Raw genomic sequence first — 21,141 nt, 5'->3', positions numbered from 1 at the left:
CCACGCGCAGCGTGGGCACAATCAGATTTGCGGCCGAATTACGCGCGATAAGCCCGCAAAAACAAACCCACCACTTCCTGCACATGCCGCTCGGCAGCCTCGTCGCTCGGCAACTCCCCACAGCCAATCAACAGTCGAAAATTGCACGCGCCCTTCACCAGGCTGAAGAAGTGTTCGCCTGCGCTTGCCGGTGAGTCGAAATGCAAGCCCTCGGTGTCGTTGATACGCGTCAGAAACCGCTCCATTTCCTGAAGAATCCGCTGCGGTCCCGCCTCGAAAAACACCCGCGACAGCTTTGGGTCCTGACTGCCCAGGGCGATCATCAAGCGGTGCAGCTCTAACGACTCCGGGCTGTTGATCAGGGTCTGAAATCCTCTGCCGATGGCTAGCAACACTTTTTCCACCGGCATATTGAGCGGCAGATCGACGAACAACTCAGGTACCTGCTCCTCACAGCGCGCCACCACTGCCGCCGAAAACAGCGTCTCTTTATCAGTGAAATGGCTATAGACCGTGAGCTTGGATACCCCAGCTTCAGCGGCAACCGCATCCATGCTGGTGCTCGCATAACCGTTGCGCACGAACAGATTTTTCGCCGCATCGAGGATCGCCTGTCGCTTGGCCAAGTCTTTCGGGCGACCAGGGCCGGAGGGGGGAGTCGGGTCGTTCATGGGTTGGGCTGGCGTATTCATTTCAATAGTGGACTGGTCAGTTTGGTAATTTTAAATATACTCGGCAGTACAATTATTCCAAGCCCTCTTTGCCCAGGTCTCACATCATGTGTCGCGATGCTTTGTTCCTCGCCGTATCCATCAGCCTGGCGTCACTTCTGACAGCCTGCGGTCAGGAAGTTTCAGTCCCCGCCACGGTGCGCCCGGCGATGGTCGTGCAACCACAGCCAACCGCCCAATCGATGGACAGCTATCCCGGTGAAGTGCGCGCCCGGTTCGAACCGGAGCTGGCGTTTCGAATCCCCGGCAAAGTGAGCAAGCGTCTGGTGGAGGAGGGCGAACGGGTCAAGGCCAATCAGCCGCTGGCCGAACTTGATGCACAGGACGTGCGGCTGCAACTCGATGCGACGCGCGCTCAAGTGGCCGCCGCCGAAGCCAATCTGCAAATGGTCCGTTCCGAGCGTGACCGTTACAAGACGCTGATGGACAAGCAGATGGTCAGCAAATCCCAATACGACAACGCCGAAAACCTCTACCGGGCCGGTGACGCGCGCGTCAGACAGCTCAAAGCCGAGTTCACAGTCGCTGGCAATCAAACCAGTTACGCGGTGCTTCGTGCGTCTCAAGATGGGGTTGTCGCCAAACGCCTGGTGGAAGTCGGGCAAGTGGTGGCTGCGGGTCAGACCGTGTTCACGCTGGCGGCCGACGGCGAGCGTGAAGTGCTGATCAGCCTCCCCGAGCAAAACTACGGTCGTTTCAAAATCGGCCAGCCGGTGTCTGTGGAGCTGTGGACGCAGCGGGATCAGCGTTTCCCCGGCCGCATTCGGGAACTGTCCCCGGCCGCCGACCCGCGTTCGCGTACCTTTGCTGCGCGCATCGCCTTTGCCGAGGGCAAGGTGCCCGCTGATTTGGGCCAAAGCGCCCGGGTGTTTATCGCGTCCGAACAAAACGTGCCGCTGTCGGTGCCCTTATCGGCGTTGACTGCCGAGAATGGCGCGACCTACGTCTGGCGCGTGCAGAGCGACAACACCCTAAAGCGCACGCCGGTGCAGGTCGGCGCGTATGGCCAGGAATCGGTGCCGGTGTTGAGTGGGCTTGAAGCCACCGATTGGGTGGTCGCCGCCGGGGTGCATGTGCTGCACGAGGGCGAGCCGATTCGTCCGGTGGATCGCAATAACCGAGCGGTGACACTGGCGGCGAAGGAGTAGGCCCGGATGCGTTTCAATCTCTCGGAATGGGCTCTGCGCAACCGCCAGATGGTCCTGTATTTGATGATCCTTCTGGCGGTGGTTGGCGCGCTGTCTTACACCAAGCTTGGGCAAAGTGAAGACCCGCCGTTCACCTTCAAAGCCATGGTCATTCGCACCTTGTGGCCGGGCGCCAGTGCTGAAGAAGTAGCGCGGCAAGTCACTGATCGCATCGAAAAGAAGCTGATGGAAACCGGCGATTACGAGCGCATCGCCTCGTTCTCGCGACCGGGTGAATCTCAGGTCACGTTCGTTGCGCGGGACAATCTGGTGTCGGCCAAATTGCCGGAGCTGTGGTATCAGATCCGCAAGAAGATCAGCGACATCAGGCAGACACTTCCCGTCGGCGTGCAGGGCCCTTTTTTCAACGATGAATTTGGCACCACGTTCGGCAATATCTACGCGCTGACCGGCAAGGGTTTCGACTACGCGGTGCTCAAGGATTACGCCGATCGCATCCAGATCCAGCTGCAACGGGTCAAAGACGTGGGCAAGGTCGAGCTGCTGGGATTGCAGGACGAGAAGATCTGGATCGAGTTGTCGAACGTCAAACTCGCCACCCTCGGCTTGCCGATGCAATCGGTTCAGCAGGCCCTCGAAGCGCAAAACGCCGTCACCGCCGCAAGCTTTTTTGAAACGCCCAGCGAGCGTGTTCAACTGCGGGTAACCGGTCGTTTCCAGACGGTGGACGAGATTCGTAGCTTTCCGATCCGCGTGGGCGACCGCACGTTCCGCATCAGTGATCTGGCCGAAGTGCATCGCGGTTTCAACGATCCCCCAGCGCCGCGCATGCGCTTCATGGACGAAGACGCTATCGGTCTGGCCGTGGCCATGAAAGACGGCGGCGACATTCTGGTTCTCGGGCGAGCGCTGGAAGGTGCGTTCGCGCGATTGCAGAGCAACCTACCTGCGGGCATGGAGTTGCGAAAAGTGTCGGATCAACCGGCAGCGGTGAAAACCAGCGTCGGCGAGTTCGTCCAAGTACTGGCAGAAGCGTTGGGCATCGTGCTGCTGGTGAGCTTTTTCTTCCTTGGCATGCGCACTGGTCTGGTGGTCGCGCTGGCCATTCCGGTAGTGCTGGCGATGACGTTCGCCTGCATGTACTACTTGGGCATCGGCCTGCACAAGATCTCCCTCGGTGCTTTGGTGTTGGCCTTGGGGCTGTTGGTGGACGACGCGATCATTGCCGTGGAAATGATGGCGATCAAAATGGAGCAGGGTTACGACCGGGTGAAGGCCGCAAGCTTTGCCTGGACCAGCACCGCGTTCCCGATGCTCACCGGTACGCTGATCACGGCGGCGGGCTTTCTGCCGATCGCCACTGCGCAGTCGAGCACCGGCGAATACACGCGTTCGATCTTTCAGGTGGTGACCATTGCGCTGCTGGCGTCCTGGGTGGCTGCGGTGGTGTTCGTGCCGTATCTGGGTGAGCGTCTGCTACCGGATCTGGCGAAGATACACGCGGCCAAACATGGCTCCGGGCCTGATGCGCCCGATCCCTATGGCACGCCTTTTTATAAGCGCGTGAGAGGTTTGGTGGGCTGGTGTGTGCGGCGGCGCAAGACGGTGATCGTGCTGACGCTGATCCTGTTCGTGCTCTCGATTGCGATGTTCCGCTTCGTGCCACAGCAGTTCTTCCCGGCTTCCGGACGTCTGGAGTTGATGGTCGATCTGAAGCTGGCGGAAGGGGCGTCGTTGAGCAGCACCACCGAGCAGGTCAAACGTCTGGAGGCGATGCTCAAAGACCACGCTGGCGTCGAGAATTATGTGGCCTATGTCGGCACCGGTTCGCCTCGTTTCTATCTGCCGCTGGATCAGCAATTACCGGCAGCGAGCTTCGCTCAATTCGTGGTGCTGGCCAAAACCATCGAAGATCGGGAGGCGCTACGTACCTGGCTGATCACCACTCTGAATGAGCAATTTCCGATGTTGCGCCCCCGCGTAACACGCCTGGAGAACGGCCCGCCTGTGGGGTATCCGGTGCAGTTTCGGGTGACCGGCGAGCACATCGATCAAGTTCGGGCGCTGGCTCGCAAGGTCGCGGCCAAGGTCCGCGAAAACCCCCATGTGGTGAACGTGCATCTGGATTGGGAGGAGCCGAGCAAAGTCATTTATCTGAACGTCGATCAGGACCGTGCGCGGGCGCTGGGCGTCACTACGGCGGATCTGTCGCGCTTCCTGCAGAGCCAGCTGACTGGGTCGAGCGTCAGCCAATACCGCGAGGACGACGAACTGATTGAAATTCTGGTGCGCGGCACCGAACGCGAGCGGCAAGAGTTGGGCGCGCTGTCGAGCCTGTCGATCCCCACTGCAAATGGCAGCAGTGTGGCGCTGTCGCAAGTGGCGACGCTGGAATACGGTTTCGAAGAGGGCGTGATCTGGCACCGCAATCGACTGCCCAACGTGACAGTGCGCGCCGACATCTATGGCAAGGAACAACCGGCGACACTGGTCAAACAGATCATGCCGACCCTCGATGGCGTGCGCGCAGAATTGCCCGACGGTTATCTGCTGGAGGTGGGCGGTACGGTCGAGGATTCCGCTCGTGGGCAAAACTCTGTGAATGCCGGTGTGCCGCTGTTCATCGTGGTGGTGCTGACGTTGCTGATGATCCAGTTGCGCAGCTTCTCACGCACCGTGATGGTGTTTCTGACCGCACCGTTGGGGTTGATCGGGGTCACGTTGTTTCTGCTGATCTTCGGCCAGCCGTTCGGCTTCGTCGCGATGCTCGGGACCATCGCCTTGTCGGGGATGATCATGCGCAACTCGGTGATTCTTGTGGATCAGATCGAGCAGGATATCGCGAGTGGGCTGGACCGTTGGCAGGCAATCATCGAAGCCACGGTCCGACGTTTCAGACCGATTGTGCTGACTGCGCTGGCGGCAGTGCTGGCGATGATTCCGCTGTCACGCAGCGTGTTCTTCGGTCCGATGGCCGTGGCGATCATGGGTGGCCTGATCGTGGCGACAGCGCTGACGCTGCTGTTTTTGCCAGCGTTGTATGCGGCGTGGTTCAAGGTGAAGAAAACCGAATGATGCCGATCCTGTAGGAGCGAACTTGTTCGCGAAGCGTCTTGCCTGACACACCGCGGTGCCGGTCTCGCCAACAAGTTGGCTCCTACAGGGGGGGCATCAACCGTTAAAGCGCCCCAAAGACTTTCTTCGCCAGACTGGTTGCCGCCGCTGCCGGATTCGCCCGAATGCTTTCTTCTTGCTTGGCGATCATTTCGAACAGCCCGTTCAACGCCTGTTCGGTCACGTACCCTTCGATGTTCGCATTCTTGGCGTCCAGCACACCCAAGGTCGCAGCCTGACCGGCAAACGCGTTGTATTTCTGCGCCAGCCCGACCTTGTCGGTGGACTGTTTGACGATCGGCAGGAACTTGGTGCGAATCTGCTCGCGGCTGGTTTTGCTCAAATACTGGGTTGCCGAATCTTTGCCGCCACTGAGAATGCCCTTGGCGTCTTCCACACTCATTTTCTTCACAGCATCCACCAGCAACGCCTGAGCCTGTGGCACAGCGGCTTCGGCGGCCTGGTTCATGCTGGTTTCCAGCTGATCGACCTGCGCGCCCATACCGAACTGCTTCATCTTCTTCGCCACTTTGCCCAGATTGCCCGGCAGCTCGATGCGCACGTCCTGGTTATTGCTGAAGCCGCCCGGCACGCCCAACTGCTTGACCGCGACTTGCGCGCCTTGGGTCAGTGCGTCTTTTAGCCCGCCAGTGGCGTCCGATTGCGAAAGATCGCCCAGCGAAAGCGCAAAGGCGTTGACCGAGAGCAACAGGCCAGCGCACAGGCCGGTGAACGTGAGGGAACGAGGCAGCATGAGCGGCGTCCTTTTTCAGAAATGGGGCAGAGAATTAAAGCTTAGCGCGCCGGATTCAAGCGAATACGCACAGGTGGTTTTTCTTCCAGTGTCAGGTCGACGCTGTAGCGTTCAGTGCTGAGCATCAGCAGCTTGCCGTCGACCTCTATACGCGCACTGACCGAGTATGTGTGGCCTTGCTGGACCTGTTTCTGGTCGTACGTCAGGTGAAATGGCATCGGCACCTGACCCTGGATTGGCCCGCTTTGTTTGGCCAGGGTTTGTGCCGGCGCGTCTGCCACAGACACGTCCTGCAAGCTGACGGTCAGCGTGGCGGTCGGCGGCAGGGCCATGCGTTGCAAGTAGAAGACTTCGCCATCCAGGCTGCCGCGGAGATTGTCCGGGGCGTTCGTGCACGCTGCGAGGAGCATTGTCAGAAGCGTGAGCGACAGTTTTTTCATCGGGATCTCCGTATCAACGACGCCGGGATCATTCCAGGCGCCGTTGCAGATTCTACGGAAAGTACTGTGAGTTAGCTGCCCTTACAGCGCGCTGATTTTTCATCTGCTCTCAAGGAGTCAGGCCGATCCGCGCAGGGTGGAGGGTGAGAGGGTCCTTCACGCCGCGGTCGTTCTCATAGCCGGTCAGTGCGTACTTCTTGCCCGGCTTGATGCTTGCTGGATCGTAGGTGACGTACACCCCGGTTTCGTCCCAATCGGTGGTGGACGTACCGATGATCGCTGTTGAATCGTCGACTTCATGCAAAACCGCGGACCAGGTTGCCCCGCCAGAGCGTGCGCGATTTGGCGGATCAATGTTATCGGCATACACGTGGCCTTCTGGGCTCAGAAACAGGTGGTGCTCCCGATCGCCGGTCAGTGCCAGCAAATGTTCGCACTCCAACAGCACAGGTTTCTTTTTATGAAAAATGCTGACGTTGATTGAGTGCTCAAGCCCCCACACCGGTGTCGTGGTTTTATCGAGGGTGAACACGAGGCGCCATGGAAACGTCGGCATTTTATAGCTGGACGACTCCAGTACTGTCCGCGAGATATCCGGGTTGGAGATGTCATGTGCGGTGACATGAACGAGAACGTCTTTGTCTGGCGGAACATAGCCAGGGGGCATGTGAAAGATGACGGTGATTTCGGTTGTGTCGCTCATTGGTCGATTTCCTTATCGATTACGTCGATATTGACGTGAGCTTCAGCCTAGCGTTGATTTCAACGCTTTAAATCACCGTCCTTATTTCCTGTTCATTTCACGGACAGGGATCACAAAGGCAGGGTATTTGTCCTACTTAACCAGCGTTTCTTCAGGCTCCTCATTGCGATGCAGTGCCACCTGGCGAATCGATAAACGAATTTCTGCCGGTAAAACGCGCTTGGCCGCGCCCTCTGCCAACTCGCCCAGCAGTTCGTGATAACCGAGCTTGCCGGCTTCGTCCTTGCGCAGAACGCCTTGATCCTGCAGCGACTGAATGAAGTGACGGAACAGGCTTTTGTCGAAGAATTCCGGGGCGTTCAGGCCATGCAAAATCGACAACCTCTGGGCCATGACCGTACACAGGTCTTCCAGCTCTTCGGCGCTCAGCGTGTGTTGCCCGCTGTTGAGCAATAGCGCGATGGCCATATAGAAGCGTTGCAACGTTTGGGCAATCGCCCGAGACAACAGTGTCAGCAGCACAAAGTGACGCGAACTCGGCGCCGGGCGCAGGAACACATTGTTTTCGAAACGCAGCAAGCCTTGTTCGACGAACGCCTCCAGCCATTGATCTACGACTTCGTCGAGTTGATCCATCGACCAACGAATAAACAGCTCCGACTGCAAATACGGATACAGCGCGCGGGTGTAGCGCAGGATCTGCTCGCGGCTCATGCGCGACGAACTCTGGAAGAAGCTCGCCAGCAACGAGGGCAGGGCAAAGATGTGCAGCACGTTGTTGCGGTAGTAGGTCATCAGAACGGCGTTTGGCTCGTCCAGATACAGAATCTTGCCCAGCGCGTCTTTTTGCTCGGACAGCAGGTCCATGCCTTTGACGTGCTCGATCAACGCTCGGCCATCGCCTTCGGGCAGTGTGGTGTGCGGCGAATACGGCACCCGACGCAGCAGGGTCAAGTACAGGTCCAGCACCCGCGCCAGCGCTTGATCGTCCAGCGCATGTCTTTGCGTCGACAGCAACGCCAGCGCCACCAGATTGACCGGATTGATGGCCGCCGCTTCGTTCAGGTGCTGAGCCACGCGTTCACCCAGACGGTGAGTGGTTTCGTGCAGCCAGGTCGGCTTGAACTGCGGGCCAAGTTCCTGCGCGCGCCAGTCAGGCTGTTGATGGTCAAGGAATTCGCCCAGCTTGATCGGCTCACCGAAGTTGACCGATACCTGGCCGAAACGCTGCTTGAGCGCGCCGATAACTTTGAAGATGTCGAAGATCGACTCTTTTTTCTTCGCCGCCCCACGCAGTTCGCCCAGGTACGTACGGCCTTCGAGCACACGCTCGTAGCCGATGTACACCGGGACGAAGACAATCGGCGTTCTGGAGTTGCGCAAGTAGCTGCGCAGGGTGATCGCCAGCATGCCGGTCTTGGGTTGCAGCATGCGCCCGGTCCGTGAACGTCCGCCCTCGACGAAATATTCCACCGGGAAGCCCTTGGTGAACAGGGTGTGCAGGTATTCGTTGAACACAGCGGTGTACAGCGGGTTGCCCTTGAATGTACGACGCATGAAAAACGCGCCGCCGCGCCGAAGCAGGCCGCCAATCACCGGCATATTCAGATTGATGCCGGCGGCAATGTGCGGCGGCGTCAGCCCGTTGCGGAACAGCAGATAGGACAGCAGCAGGTAATCGATGTGGCTACGGTGGCACGGCACGTAAATGATTTCGTTGCCTTGGGCGACGTTCTGCACGCCTTCGATATGGCTGACCTTAATGCCGTCGTAGATCTTGTTCCAGAACCAGCTCAGCACCACTTCCATGAATCGGATCACCGTGTAGGTGTAGTCCGAAGCGATTTCATTGCCGTAGTGCAGGGCCTTTTCCCGGGCCTTGGCTTCAGGGATTTTTTCGCGTTCGGCTTCCTCGAGGATCGCCTGTTTGACCATCGGGTCCGCCAGCAAACCCTTCACCAGATTGCGTCGGTGTGACAAGTCAGGACCGATGACCGCGGTTTTCAGATTACGGAAATGCACGCGAAGCAGGCGCTGGGCCATGCGCACGGTGCGTTCGTATCCCTTATTTTCATCAACCAGTTCGCGCAAATGAATCGGCGCCGAGAACTGCACGCGAGTCTTTCGGCCCAGAATCAGGATGGTAATGAATTTGCGCAGACGCCCGGTGACCGCCCAACTGTCGGCGAACAGCAGCTTCCACGGGCTGTCTTCCTTGTCCGGGGACTGACCCCAGAACACGCTGACCGGGATGATCTGTGCATCTTCGGTCGCGTTTTGCGTCACCGCGCCGACGAGCCGCTCCAGCGTCGGCGGCGCGCCGCGTTTGTCCTGACGCCCCAGCCAGTCCGGCGCCGGAGTCAGGTAAAAGAACGCCGCGGGCTCGGTCAGATTGCCCACTGCGACCGACAGCACGGGCCTTGGCAAACCGGCCTTGCGGCATTCGGTATCGAGTACCGCCAGGTCGCTGATGGAAGGGTTTTGCAGGGAATAGAAGACCGGCCGGCTGCGGTCCAGGTTGAGGGTGAACGACGATTGATTGATCGTCTCCGAGCGAACCCAGAGGTACAGCAATCGACGCACGGTGCCGAACACAAGACGGCGAAACGGGGAACGGGTCATACGAAATCTGCTGAAAAGGGGCGAGGCCCGCGAGGGCGCCAGTTTGCCGTATCTGGGGGGGATGGGCAAAGCGGCAGAGATCAGGAGGGAGACATCACACTTGTGGGAGCGGACCTGTCCGCGAAAGGGTCGTCAGCTTCAACGCATATGCTTGACTGAAAGACCGTATTCGCGGACAGGTCCGCTCCCACAGGTGTCCTGCTTTATTGGCCGGTATATCTTGAGTGCTTCAAATCTTCCCGGGCACGCTGTTCCTACAGGGTTATGTGGTGCGCCAGGTGATTTCTTCTTCACCGTCGGCACTGATGCGAATCCAGCGGTCTGCTGCTTCGTCTGCTTCTTCTTCGACCCAGGTGCCAGGTGCGCAACGCACTTCAACGTTCAGCGCGGCAAAGGCTGCACGGCCGCAGGCGATGTCGTCTTCCCATGGGGTTTGATCGCTTTCCAGCAGCAGGCTGTTCCATTTGCCCACAGCTTTTGGAAACCACGTGACGGGAATGCCCGCCGCGCTGCATTTCCAGGTCTGGCCCTGTTGAGCCCATTCGCTGCAAGGACCAATGGCCGATGTGAGCCAAGCCGTGATGGCCTTGTGATCAACGTCGCTGTCTTTCAGGTAAATCTCGATGTCAGGTTGGCGCATGGATGCCTCGTCGGTGATCTTGAAAATCCATTCGCGGATTCAGTCTTGAAACAGGGCTACCTAGGCAGCCCTTTGAAATTGCGGCGTGTGCGTCATTGCAGAACGAAATAATCGTAGCGCATCGAAACCGTGACCTCGAAAGGTTCGGCCTGCTCGATGACCGCAGTCCGGCGTTCGGCGCTGGCACGCCAACCGTGGGGCGTCATGGCCAGCAGATTGGCGCGTGATTGACCGTCCACCAGGCTGAGTGTGAAGCGCAGGGTTTCACTGTGCTCAAGCGCCATGCCTTCGGGTATCAGGGCCAGATGTTTGTCATCGGCGTAATCGCGGACTTCGTCGTACAGCCGTTCGCGCAATTGCATCAGGTGTTCGTTGGTCGGTCCTACACGCATCAATCCGCCGCCCTTGCTCAGCAAGCGCTTGGCCTCTTGCCAGTCCAGCGGGCTGAAAACGCTGGCAATGAACTGGCAGCTGTCGTCCGGCAACGGCACGCGGGCCATGCTGGCGATCAACCAGGTCAATGCGGGGTTTCGACGACAGGCGCGTTTAACCGCTTCGCGGGAGATGTCCAGCGCGTAGCCTTCAGAATGTGGCAGCGCATCGGCAATCTGCGCGGTGTAATAACCCTCGCCGCAGCCGATATCGAGCCAGCGCTGCGGCGCGTATTGGGCGGCCAGTTCAGCCAGGCGCTTGGCGACCGGCGCGTAATGGCCGGCGTTGAGAAAGTCCCTGCGGGCTTCGACCATGGCTTGGTTGTCGCCCGGGTCGCGGCTGTTTTTGTGCTGCACCGGCAGCAGGTTCAGATAACCCTGGCGCGCGCGGTCAAAACGATGGCCTGCGGGGCAGACCACGCCGTTATCCGTCGCGTCGAGCGGCGCTGAGCAAATCGGACAAGTCAGCATCAGGCGAGCAACTTGACCAGTGTCTGGTAGTAAATCTCGGTCAGTACGTCGAGATCACTGGCCAGAATGCGTTCGTTGACCTGGTGAATCGTCGCGTTGACCGGCCCTAGTTCCACCACTTGCGTACCCAAGGTCGCGATGAAGCGTCCGTCCGAGGTGCCCCCGCTGGTGGACGCCTTGGTGTCACGACCGGTGACGTGCTTGATGCTCGCCGCCACTGCATCCAGTAGCGCGCCGGGTTCGGTCAGAAACGGCAGGCCGGACAACGCCCATTCCACGTGCCAGTCCAGCCCGTGCTTGTCGAAGATATCGGCCACCCGCTTCTGCAGGCCTTCGACGGTGGATTCGGTGGAAAAACGGAAGTTGAACACCGCCACCAGATCGCCCGGAATCACGTTGGTCGCGCCAGTGCCGGAGTTGAGATTGGAAATTTGAAAGCTGGTGGGCGGGAAGAACGCGTTGCCTTCATCCCAATGCTCGACAGCCAGTTCGGCCAGCGCCGGGGCAACCAGATGAATCGGGTTCTTGGCCAGATGCGGATAGGCCACATGGCCCTGAATGCCGCGAACGGTGAGGGTAGCGCCCAACGAGCCGCGACGGCCGTTTTTCACCACATCGCCCACCAGCGTGGTGCTCGACGGTTCGCCGACGATGCACCAGTCCAGCCGCTCTTTGCGCGCCGCCAGACGCTCGACCACCGCTTTGGTGCCGTGGTGCGCCGGGCCTTCTTCGTCACTGGTGATCAGGTAAGCGATCTTGCCCTTGTGATTGGGGTGATCGGCGACGAAACGCTCGGTGGCGATGATCATCGACGCCAGGCTGCCTTTCATGTCCGCCGCGCCACGGCCGCAAAGCATGCCGTCTTCATCGATCAGCGCGCTGAACGGATCTGTCTGCCAAGCCTGAACCGGGCCGGTGGGCACTACGTCGGTGTGACCGGCAAAACACAGCACCGGGCCATCTTGAGTGCCATGGGTCGCCCAAAAGTTATCCACATCCTCGATGCGCATCGGCTCCAGCATAAAACCGGCATCGCCCAGGCGTTTCATCATCACGGCCTGGCAATCGGCATCCAGCGGCGTGACCGATGGCCGACGGATCAGGTCGCAGGCGAGTTGAAGAGTGGGCGAGAGGTCGGCTGGGGCTGTCATGGAAGGTCCGATGAAAATGAAGTTAAAACGTGTTGGAGCGAGGCTTGCCCGCGAAGGCGGTGGGTCAGGTGTAGGTGAGGCGTCTGACACAACGCCTTCGCGGGCAAGCCTCGCTCCAACAGTGCAAAAAAGGGGGACATCTTAAAGCAAAACGGCGACCCGAAGGCCGCCGTTTGGCTATGCATTTACCGGTTTTAGACCGTCACCGGCTCAGCCACCGCCTTGGGTTTAGGCAGCGACGACAAAAACGCCATGATCAGCGCGGCAAGGTACGGCAGCGATTGCACCAGCAGCATGGCGACCCAGAAGCGCATGTCGTTGCTCGGCAGGCCCTGCACCAGGCAAATCCCCAGCGCCGCACCCCACAGCAGCAGCATGATGAACACTTCTTCACGAGCCTCGGAAATGGCGACCAGGAATCCATGACTGGATGCGTTTTTCGGCGTGCGAAAAAACGGAATGCTGGTGGTGAAGAAACCATACAGCACCGCTTTGGCGATGGTGTGCGACAAGGCCAGCCCGGCCAGCGCAGCGAAGAACGCATCCTTCAGGTTCACGCCCACGGCGCGGCGGTAAAGAAAAATGATCTTGCCCACTTTGAAGAAAAACAGCGCCAGCGGCGGAATGGCGAAAATCAGCAGCGGCGGGTCAACGCGCTTGGGCACGATGATCATCGCCGATGACCACATCAACGCGCCGACCGTGAAGAAGATGTTCATGCCGTCCGCCACCCACGGCAACCAGCCCGCGAGAAAGTGATAGCGCTGGCCGCGAGTCAGCTCAGTGTCTTTGCCGCGCAGGAGGCTGGCGGCGTGACGCTTGATGATCTGAATAGCGCCATAGGCCCAGCGGAAACGCTGCTTTTTGAAGTCGATGAAGGTGTCCGGCATCAATCCCTTGCCGAAACTGTTATGGGCATAGGCCGCCGAATAGCCCTTTTCGAATACTCGCAGACCCAGCTCGGCGTCCTCACAAATGCACCAGTCAGCCCAGCCGAGCTCTTCGAGCACCGAGCGACGGGTCATGGTCATGGTGCCGTGCTGAATGATCGCGTCACGGTCGTTGCGGGTGACCATGCCGATGTAGAAGAAGCCTTTGTACTCCGAATAGCATAGCTTTTTGAACGTGCTTTCGTTCTGATCGCGATAGTCTTGGGGCGACTGCACGACGGCGATTTTCGGGTCGGCGAAATGCGGGACCATGTGCTTGAGCCAGTTGCGGTCAACGCAGTAATCCGAATCGATCACGGCAATGACTTCAGCGTCAGCAGCGGTGTGCGGAATCAGGTAATTCAGCGCGCCGCCTTTGAAGCCGGCCAAGGGCGCGACGTGGAAGAACTTAAAGCGCGGGCCAAGCGTTTCACAGTGCGCCTTGACCGGCTCCCAGACGGCGGGGTCCTTTGTGTTGTTGTCGATCAACAGCACCTCAAAGTCTGGATAATCGAGAGCGGCGAGGGCGTTGAGCGTCTGTTTGACCATCTCCGGCGGCTCGTTGTAGCACGGCACGTGGATGGAGACTTTCGGTCTGTAGGCGCTGTCCGTTTCGACTGGCAGGAATTCACGACGCCGCTTGTGGGTCCATACCGCCTCCGCCAGTTCGTGGGCTTCGGTCAACAAGACGATGAACACGCCAAGCGCGCCCAATGCCAGCAAAAAGCCCACCAGCAAACTGAACCATGTGCTGTATTGCTGGCTGTAGTCGTAGCCGATCCACACCAACACCGACCCGCACAAGAAGGCGATGAAGGTCAGGAACGTACGACCGCGTTGACGCAGCGCCGAGCCATCGATCAGCAACAGGGCGAGCGAAAGCATCGCCAGCACCGCTGAGCCTGTGGCTAGTACGCGCCATTGCGGGATCGCGACGACGGGGCCTTCAAAGTTGAATTTCTGCTGGCGGTTGGCGTTGTACACGCCCCAGTACGCGCCGACCGAGCCTTCGTCGCTGGCCTTCCACGGTTGGTCGAACGCTTCGATGACGAAGTAGTTGAAGCCCTGACGGTTCAGCTTGTTCACCAGCGTGCGCAGGTAGACCGCCTGATCGGCAGGGGTCGCGTCAGCACCGCCACGCATGTGACCGTTGCTCGGCCAGCCGACTTCCGACAGCAGCAACGGCTTTTTCGGGAACATGCGTTTGAGCTCTCGCGCACGGTCAAAAACGAACTGCCCGGCGTCGGCCATGGGCACAAATTCCCAATAGGGAAGAATGTGCGCCGCGATCAAATCGACGTGCTTGCCCAGTTCCGGGTTGTCCTTCCAGATATGCCATTGCTCGGACGTGGTCACTGGGACTTTCACCGCCGCTCGCACGCGATCGATGATGGCGATCAGCTCCTTGACCGTGATTTCTTTGCGGAACAGGGCTTCGTTGCCGACCGTCACCCGCACTACGCTGCGGGTGGTATTGGCCAGTTCGATGGCGCGGGTGATTTCGCGCTCATTGCGCTCCTGGTCCGGGCTGATCCAGATACCCAGCGTCACCCGCAAGCCGAATTCTTCCGCCAGCTTGGGTATGTCACCCAACGGGCCGTCGACTGAATAGATGCGGATGCTGTCGGTTTGTTTGCTGATCAGCTCCAGGTCCTGGCGCATCTCATCGTCGGACGGATACACACCTTTCTGTGGGTTTTGTCCCAGGCGAAAAGGGGAGTAGGAGAAACCGGAGATTTGTTCCGGCCAATTGGGCGCTGTTACAGGGCGATTGATCAACGCCCAGAAACCAGTGAACAGCGCAGCAATAGCCACGACGACGACCAGGTTGAGTCCAAATTTACGCGATGACATAGATGTTTCGGGTTCCGAAAGGGGGAACAAGCGATCGCCGAAGAGCTTCGGTGGGCTAGAGCTTTGTCAGCCTACACGGCTTGAAGTTCGATTCAGTATTTGGTGTAGGAAGATTCTACCGGGTGGCATCTTCTGTAGGAGCGAATTTATTCGCGAGGGGTTTTGCGCTCTGCACCCCTTTGTCGGCTGTACCAGCGACTCGCGAATGAATTCGCTCCTACAGAAGGGCGTTGCGCCTATAATGCGCGCCGGTTTTTGGGGGATTGGTCATGAGCACAGAAGATCCGCGTTTCGCTGGCGTCGCCCGGTTGTATGGCATCGAAGGTCTGGAGCGGCTGCGCGCGGCCCATGTGGCGGTCGTTGGCATCGGCGGCGTGGGGTCGTGGGCGGCCGAAGCCATGGCCCGCTGTGGCGTAGGAGAAATCTCGCTGTTCGACCTGGACGACGTGTGCGTCAGCAACAGCAACCGCCAATTGCACGCCCTGACCAGCACCGTCGGGCGGGCGAAGGTCGAGGTCATGGCCGATCGTCTGCGTGAGATAAACCCCGATTGCGTCGTCCATGCGGTGGCGGATTTCGTCACCCGCGAGACCATGGCCGAGTACATCACGCCAGACATCGATTGCGTGCTCGACTGCATCGACAGCGTCAACGCCAAGGCGGCGCTGATTGCCTGGTGCAAACGCCGCAAGATTCAGATCATCACCACCGGCGGTGCAGGCGGGCAAATCGACCCGACGCTGATTCAGGTGTGCGACCTCAACCGAACCTACAACGACCCGCTGGCCTCAAAAGTGCGCTCGACACTGCGTAGGGATTACGGCTTCTCGCGCACCGTCACCCGCCATTACAGCGTGCCGTGCGTGTTCTCTACCGAACAACTGCGCTACCCGAAACCCGACGGCAGCATCTGCCTGCAAAAGAGTTTCGTCGGTGATGGCGTAAAGCTCGATTGCGCAGGCGGTTTTGGCGCGGTGATGATGGTGACGGCCACGTTCGGCATGGTAGCGGCGACCAAAGCGGTGGATAAGATCGTCGCGGGCGTGCGGCGTCCATCCGACCGGATCAAAGCGAAAGAAGCAGCTCAGCCTGCCAGTTGACGCATCCGCTGCAGCACGGCGTTGAGTCCGTTGCTGCGCGAAGGCGAGAGCTGGCGACTCAAGCCCAACTGATCGAACCAGTGGGTCAGGTCGATGCTCTGCAGTTCAGCTGCGGGCAAGCCGTTGACCCGTGCCAGCAACAACGCCACCAGGCCGCGAATCAGCCGCGCGTCACTGGCTGCACGAAACTGCCAATGGCCGTTGCTGAAATCAGCCAGCAACCAGACTTTGCTTTCGCAGCCGTCGACCAGATGCTCATCGGTTTTTTCGTCGTCGGGGAGGGAGGGCAGGCGTTCGCCCCATTGCATCAACAGTCGAGCGCGCTGCTCCCAGCTCAATGGCGCGCTGAAGGTTTCCAGCGCTGTTTGTGCCTCGATTGGCAGGCTCATCGCAGCAACTCCAACGCCTGATCCAGCGCGGTAAAAAATCGCTCAAGATCGTCGGAATCGTTGTACATCCCCAGCGACACCCGAATCGCCCCGGCCAGCCCCAGACTGTTCAGCAGCGGAATCGCGCAGTGATGGCCAGCGCGCACCGCGATGCCTTGCTCTGTGAGCAAATGCGCCACATCGGCATTGTGGACGCCTTCCACCACAAAGCTTACGAGGGCCAGCGTCGGGCTGCCCAATAAACGCACGCCGTCGCGGGCGAGCAGTCCTTCGCGCAAGAGGGCGTGGAGCCCTGCCTCATGTTCCGCGATGGCCCGAGCGTCCAGGCTGTTGAGGTAATCGAGCGTTGCACCCAAACCAATCACTCCGGCAATCGGTGGAGTGCCCGCTTCAAAGCCCAGTGGCGCAGGGCGGAAGGTGGCTTCGTGATAGTTCGTCTGCAACAACATCTCGCCGCCAAACTGCCAGTGGCGTAGCAGTTCGAGCGCATTGTTGCGGCCATACAGCACGCCAACGCCGTCTGGACCGTACAGTTTGTGGCTGGAAAAAACGTAGAAATCACAGCCCAATGCCGCGACGTCGTGCCGGCCATGCACCACGCCTTGCGCGCCATCGACTACGGTGATCGCATTGTGCGCTCTGGCCATCGCCAGCAATTGGGACAGCGGTTGCCAGCCGCCCAGTACGTTCGACAGCTGGCTCACTGCTACCAATCGCGTACGCGGGCCGATCAGCGAGGCCGCTAGATGCAGATCGATCAAGCCACTTTCAGCGAGCGGCAACACCACCAGTTTCAAACCCCGGCGCTGCACCAGTTGCTGCCACGGCAACAGGTTGGCGTGGTGTTCCAGTGCGCTGATGACGATTTCGTCGTCGGGTTCGAACAGGTGTTCCAGCCCGTAAGCCAGCAGGTTGAGCGCCGAAGTCGCGCCATGGGTGAACACCACTTGCCCGGAGGTACCGGCATTGAGCCATTGGCCGACTTTATGGCGCGTGTCTTCATAGGCTTGGGTCGCCAGCGCGCCCGGCAGATGCTGCGCCCGGTGCACGTTGGCGGCGCCGTTGGCGTAGTAATGGCTCAGGGCATCGATCAGGCGTTGTGGCTTTTGGGCGGTGGCGGCGCTGTCCAGATACGTCTGGCCTTGCCGTTGCAGGGCGGCGATGGCTGGAAAGTCAGCGCGCCAGGGAGAGGGAAGCAACATGTTCAGGAACTCGGTGGGGCGGGTTCGGAGCCCCGAGAGGCTCCGACTCGCACGCAGCATCGATCAGTTGTGAGCGTGCAGCGCTTCGTTCAGCTCGATGGCCGACTTGTGGGTTTTGCATTCCACTGCGCCGGTCTGCGAATTGCGACGGAACAGCAGGTCAGGCTGACCGGCCAGATCACGCGCTTTCAGCACTTTGACCAGTTCGTTGTTTTCATCCAGCAGCGCGACTTTGGTGCCAGCAGTTACGTACAGACCGGACTCAACGGTGTTGCGATCGCCCAAAGGAATGCCGATGCCGGCGTTCGCGCCAATCAGGCAGCCTTCGCCGACCTTGATCACGATGTTGCCGCCGCCGGACAAGGTGCCCATGGTCGAACAACCGCCGCCCAGGTCCGAACCTTTGCCGACAAACACGCCAGCCGACACACGACCTTCGATCATGCCCGGGCCTTCGGTGCCGCCGTTGAAGTTGACGAAACCTTCGTGCATGACGGTGGTGCCGTCGCCGATGTAAGCGCCCAGACGCACGCGCGCGCTGTCAGCGATACGCACGCCACTCGGCACGACGTAGTCGGTCATTTTCGGGAATTTATCAACAGAGAACACTTCCAGCAGCTCGCCCTTCAAGCGCGCTTCGAGCTGGCGCTGAGGCAGCTCAACCAGATCAACGGCGCCTTGGCTGGTCCATGCCACGTTCGGCAGCAGCGGGAAGATGCCGGTCAGGTTCAGCCCGTGAGGCTTGGCCAGACGATGGGACAGCAGATGCAGCTTGAGGTAAGCCTCCGGCGTTGAGGTCAGCGCGGCATCTTCGGCCAGCAGCGTGGCGACCAGCGGCTTGTGGCTCTCGGCCAGACGGGTCAGCAGGGCTGCTTGAACCGCGTCGACAGATTTCAGTGCGTCGGCCAGTTTGGACGCCAGATCGGTATTGAATGCGATGGCCTGGTTGCCGCCGGTGTATCCCAGAATGGGAGCGACCGCGGCGATCAATTCAGCCGACGGATTGACCAGCGGCTGAGCGTAAAACACTTCCAGCCAAGTGCCTTGACGGTTTTGTGTGCCAACGCCGAAGGCCAGGCTGAACAATGAAGTGGACATGTAAATACCTCTTTAACGATTAAAGGCTATCTCAATCAGTCGATAGCCGCTGCGTACAGTTCGGGTTTGAAACCAATCAGGGTTTTGCCGCCAAGATCCAGCACGGGGCGCTTGATCATCGACGGCTGCGCGAGCATCAGTTCGATAGCCTTCTCTTGGTCGAGATCGGCTTTCTGAGCGTCGTCGAGTTTGCGGAAGGTCGTGCCGGCGCGGTTGAGCACCACTTGCCAGCCATGTTCGTTGCACCACTGCGTCAGGTGCTCGCGATCAATGCCTACCGCTTTATAGTCGTGGAAATCGTAATTCACCGATTTTTCGTCGAGCCAGGTGCGAGCCTTTTTCATCGTGTCGCAAGCCTTGATCCCGAACAGGTGCAACGTGTTTTCATCAGCCATGAACGTGTCGCCGGTGAGAGGTTGGAAAAAACGGTGACGGATTATGCCACGACCACACCCATTGGGCGCGGCCCGCTGGCGGGTTTATCCGGTCGATACCTGTGTGCGGTCTGTTTATACCCATGGGCAACAGCGAAATGACAGCTTAACCCGCTAAGATGGCACTTCGAAGCTGCAGCACAGTCAGTCTCCGGACGACTCACACATCTCGTCCGATCAGGAAACTACGCCGATGCAAACAGCCTATACCGTCCTTATTCTGTTGACGCTGGTAGGCCTCTCTCGGTTAGTGGCCCGGGTCATTCCGGTGCCACTGCCGTTGGTGCAGATCGCCGCCGGAGCGTTGCTGGCCTGGCCGACGCTGGGCCTGCACGTCGCCCTCGATCCAGAACTCTTCCTCTTCCTTTTTCTGCCTCCGCTGCTGTTTTCAGACGGTTGGCGCATGCCTAAACGTGACCTCTGGCGTTATCGCGGGCCCATTCTGACGCTCGCTGTCGGGCTTGTGATCTTCACCGTCGTCGGTGCTGGCTATTTTATCCACTGGATTTTGCCGACCATTCCACTGCCGGTGGCCTTCGCACTGGCCGCGGTACTTTCACCTACAGATGCTGTGGCAGTTTCGGCTATCGCTCAAGAACGCTTGCCGGTGCCGATCATGCGTCTGCTGCAAGGCGAAGCGCTGATGAACGATGCGTCGGGCCTGGTGACGTTCAAGTTCGCCCTGGCGGCGGCGATCACCGGCGTGTTTTCTCTGGCCGACGCCAGCCTGACTTTCGTGTTGGTGGCGCTGGGTGGGCTGGCGGTGGGTGTGGCATTGAGCTGGCTGGTAGGGCGGCTTCGCAGCTGGATGATCGCGCGGGGCTGGGATGACCCTGCAACGCATGTCGTGTTCATGTTGCTCGTGCCCTTTGCTGCGTACGTGCTCGCCGAGCAACTGGGCGGCTCGGGCATTCTTTCGGCCGTGGCGGCCGGGATGATGCAAAGCTGGGTCGATCTGCTGCCACGTCAAACCAGTACCCGGCTGCTTAATCGAAGCGTCTGGACGCTTTTGGAATTCGCCTTCAACGGACTGATCTTTCTGCTGCTGGGCTTGCAGTTGCCGGACATTATCGGCGCTGTTACTCACAACGAGACTACGTTGTGGCCAACGCTGATGTGGCGCTGTCTGGATGTGTTAGCGATTTTTCTGGTGTTGATCGTGCTGCGCTACGTCTGGGTGCAGAGTTCATGGCGCTTGATGATCGCCCTCAGGCGTTGGCGCGGACGCGGCGATGATTCGCTCGAACCGACCACGCGTTCGGCGCTGCTGTTGACCGTCGGTGGCGTGCGCGGCGCGGTCACGCTCGCCGGTACCCTGTCGGTGCCAATGCTGCTGTCGGCCGGGGTGGAATTCCCCGAGCGTGATCTGCTGATTTTCATCGCGGCCGGGGTGATTTTGCTTTCACTGGTTGCTGCGAGTATTGCGCTGCCCCTGCTGCTGCGCGGAGTCGAGAATAGGCCCGACCCGAAGATGAAGCAGGAAGTGCGGGACGCCTGGAAACACACCGCTGAAGCTGCGATTCACGCATTGGAGAGCGAAGAGATGACCGACGCCACGGTGTCTCCGGACGCAGCACAGGCGGTGCTTGCGACCGAGGTCAAGGCTCGGATCATGTCGGAGTATCGGCACCGCCTGGAAATATTCAATGACACGGCTGAGGCGCAGGCATTGGCGTTCCAGATGGATGTTCTGGAGCGCAAAATGCGCATCAGTGCCCTGCGGGCGCAGCGGCTTGAGCTGTACAGGCTGCATCGTCATCACCAGATCGGTGATGACGTGTTGCGGCAGGTATTGGCGGAGCTGGATCTGAACGAGGCGAATCTTGGCGTCGTCCGGTAATTCTGCGGGGGCCTGTAGGAGCGAACTTGTTCGCGAGTCACTGCGTCAGGCGATAGATATGTATCGGTTGTGGCGACGTCTCGCGAACAA

At 59.6% G+C, this 21,141-nt stretch carries 17 protein-coding genes; 4 read left to right on the top strand and 13 right to left on the bottom strand.

Annotated features, from left to right (window positions below; genetic code table 11):
* Positions 1-38 precede the first annotated feature (38 nt).
* A complete protein-coding gene (locus ACWKWM_RS12135) occupies positions 39-671 on the bottom strand; it encodes a TetR/AcrR family transcriptional regulator (protein ID WP_483846376.1) in 633 nt (210 codons plus the stop codon).
* Between the two features lie 107 nt (positions 672-778).
* Here ACWKWM_RS12135 and ACWKWM_RS12130 point away from each other — a divergent pair, with 107 nt between their 5' ends.
* The gene (locus ACWKWM_RS12130; RefSeq protein WP_483846375.1) at positions 779-1,879 is read left to right on the top strand and encodes an efflux RND transporter periplasmic adaptor subunit; all 1,101 of its coding nucleotides are present in this window, start codon (positions 779-781) and stop codon (positions 1,877-1,879) included.
* 6 nt (positions 1,880-1,885) lie between these two features.
* Entirely contained in the window at positions 1,886-4,954 is a 3,069-nt protein-coding gene (locus ACWKWM_RS12125; protein ID WP_483846374.1) for an efflux RND transporter permease subunit, read from the top strand.
* 103 nt (positions 4,955-5,057) lie between these two features.
* Here ACWKWM_RS12125 and ACWKWM_RS12120 read toward each other — a convergent pair whose 3' ends face one another.
* From ACWKWM_RS12120 to ACWKWM_RS12085, 8 genes are all read right to left on the bottom strand, one after another.
* Positions 5,058-5,747 carry a DUF4197 domain-containing protein gene (locus tag ACWKWM_RS12120; protein ID WP_483846373.1) on the bottom strand — a complete coding sequence of 230 codons (690 nt, stop codon included), beginning with the start codon at positions 5,745-5,747 and terminating at the stop codon, positions 5,058-5,060.
* A gap of 41 nt (positions 5,748-5,788) precedes the next feature.
* Entirely contained in the window at positions 5,789-6,187 is a 399-nt protein-coding gene (locus tag ACWKWM_RS12115; RefSeq protein WP_483846372.1) for a YbaY family lipoprotein, read from the bottom strand.
* A gap of 109 nt (positions 6,188-6,296) precedes the next feature.
* Positions 6,297-6,890: a hypothetical protein gene (locus tag ACWKWM_RS12110; RefSeq protein WP_483846371.1), complete on the bottom strand. Its 594-nt coding sequence runs from the start codon at positions 6,888-6,890 to the stop codon at positions 6,297-6,299.
* A gap of 132 nt (positions 6,891-7,022) precedes the next feature.
* Positions 7,023-9,512, bottom strand: coding sequence for a glycerol-3-phosphate 1-O-acyltransferase PlsB (gene plsB / locus ACWKWM_RS12105; RefSeq protein ID WP_483846370.1), 2,490 nt, complete (start codon positions 9,510-9,512; stop codon positions 7,023-7,025).
* 262 nt (positions 9,513-9,774) lie between these two features.
* Complete coding sequence (locus ACWKWM_RS12100) at positions 9,775-10,152, bottom strand: hypothetical protein (protein ID WP_483846369.1); 378 nt, start codon at positions 10,150-10,152, stop codon at positions 9,775-9,777.
* 92 nt (positions 10,153-10,244) lie between these two features.
* Complete coding sequence (locus ACWKWM_RS12095) at positions 10,245-11,054, bottom strand: putative RNA methyltransferase (RefSeq protein ID WP_483846368.1); 810 nt, start codon at positions 11,052-11,054, stop codon at positions 10,245-10,247.
* Positions 11,054-12,205 carry a succinyl-diaminopimelate desuccinylase gene (dapE, locus tag ACWKWM_RS12090; RefSeq protein WP_483846367.1) on the bottom strand — a complete coding sequence of 384 codons (1,152 nt, stop codon included), beginning with the start codon at positions 12,203-12,205 and terminating at the stop codon, positions 11,054-11,056. The genes ACWKWM_RS12095 and dapE overlap by 1 nt, the downstream gene beginning before the upstream one ends.
* Before the next feature lie 194 nt (positions 12,206-12,399).
* Positions 12,400-14,988: a glycosyltransferase gene (locus tag ACWKWM_RS12085; RefSeq protein ID WP_483846366.1), complete on the bottom strand. Its 2,589-nt coding sequence runs from the start codon at positions 14,986-14,988 to the stop codon at positions 12,400-12,402.
* A gap of 269 nt (positions 14,989-15,257) precedes the next feature.
* On the opposite strand from ACWKWM_RS12085, the gene tcdA reads away from it, so the two are divergent.
* Positions 15,258-16,088, top strand: coding sequence for a tRNA cyclic N6-threonylcarbamoyladenosine(37) synthase TcdA (tcdA, locus tag ACWKWM_RS12080; protein ID WP_483846365.1), 831 nt, complete (start codon positions 15,258-15,260; stop codon positions 16,086-16,088).
* Here the strand turns inward: tcdA and ACWKWM_RS12075 are convergent.
* From ACWKWM_RS12075 to ACWKWM_RS12060, 4 genes are all read right to left on the bottom strand, one after another.
* Positions 16,073-16,477, bottom strand: a complete 405-nt coding sequence (locus ACWKWM_RS12075; protein ID WP_483846364.1) for a SufE family protein — start codon at positions 16,475-16,477, stop codon at positions 16,073-16,075. The two genes, tcdA and ACWKWM_RS12075, sit on opposite strands and share 16 nt — an antisense overlap.
* Positions 16,474-17,679 carry an aminotransferase class V-fold PLP-dependent enzyme gene (locus ACWKWM_RS12070; RefSeq protein ID WP_483846363.1) on the bottom strand — a complete coding sequence of 402 codons (1,206 nt, stop codon included), beginning with the start codon at positions 17,677-17,679 and terminating at the stop codon, positions 16,474-16,476. Before ACWKWM_RS12070 ends, ACWKWM_RS12075 begins: the two co-directional genes overlap by 4 nt.
* A gap of 63 nt (positions 17,680-17,742) precedes the next feature.
* Positions 17,743-18,777 (bottom strand): 2,3,4,5-tetrahydropyridine-2,6-dicarboxylate N-succinyltransferase, encoded by a 1,035-nt coding sequence (gene dapD / locus ACWKWM_RS12065; protein ID WP_483846362.1) that lies wholly within the window; start codon positions 18,775-18,777, stop codon positions 17,743-17,745.
* A gap of 35 nt (positions 18,778-18,812) precedes the next feature.
* A complete protein-coding gene (locus ACWKWM_RS12060) occupies positions 18,813-19,172 on the bottom strand; it encodes an ArsC family reductase (RefSeq protein ID WP_483846361.1) in 360 nt (119 codons plus the stop codon).
* A 232-nt stretch (positions 19,173-19,404) separates the two neighbouring features.
* On the opposite strand from ACWKWM_RS12060, the gene ACWKWM_RS12055 reads away from it, so the two are divergent.
* Positions 19,405-21,051: a Na+/H+ antiporter gene (locus tag ACWKWM_RS12055; protein WP_483846360.1), complete on the top strand. Its 1,647-nt coding sequence runs from the start codon at positions 19,405-19,407 to the stop codon at positions 21,049-21,051.
* Positions 21,052-21,141 lie beyond the last annotated feature (90 nt).

This window comes from Pseudomonas rosaeacicularis, from assembly GCF_057128745.1.
Note: the sequence above shows the minus strand (reverse complement) of the source record. Positions and strands in the feature narration are given on the sequence as shown.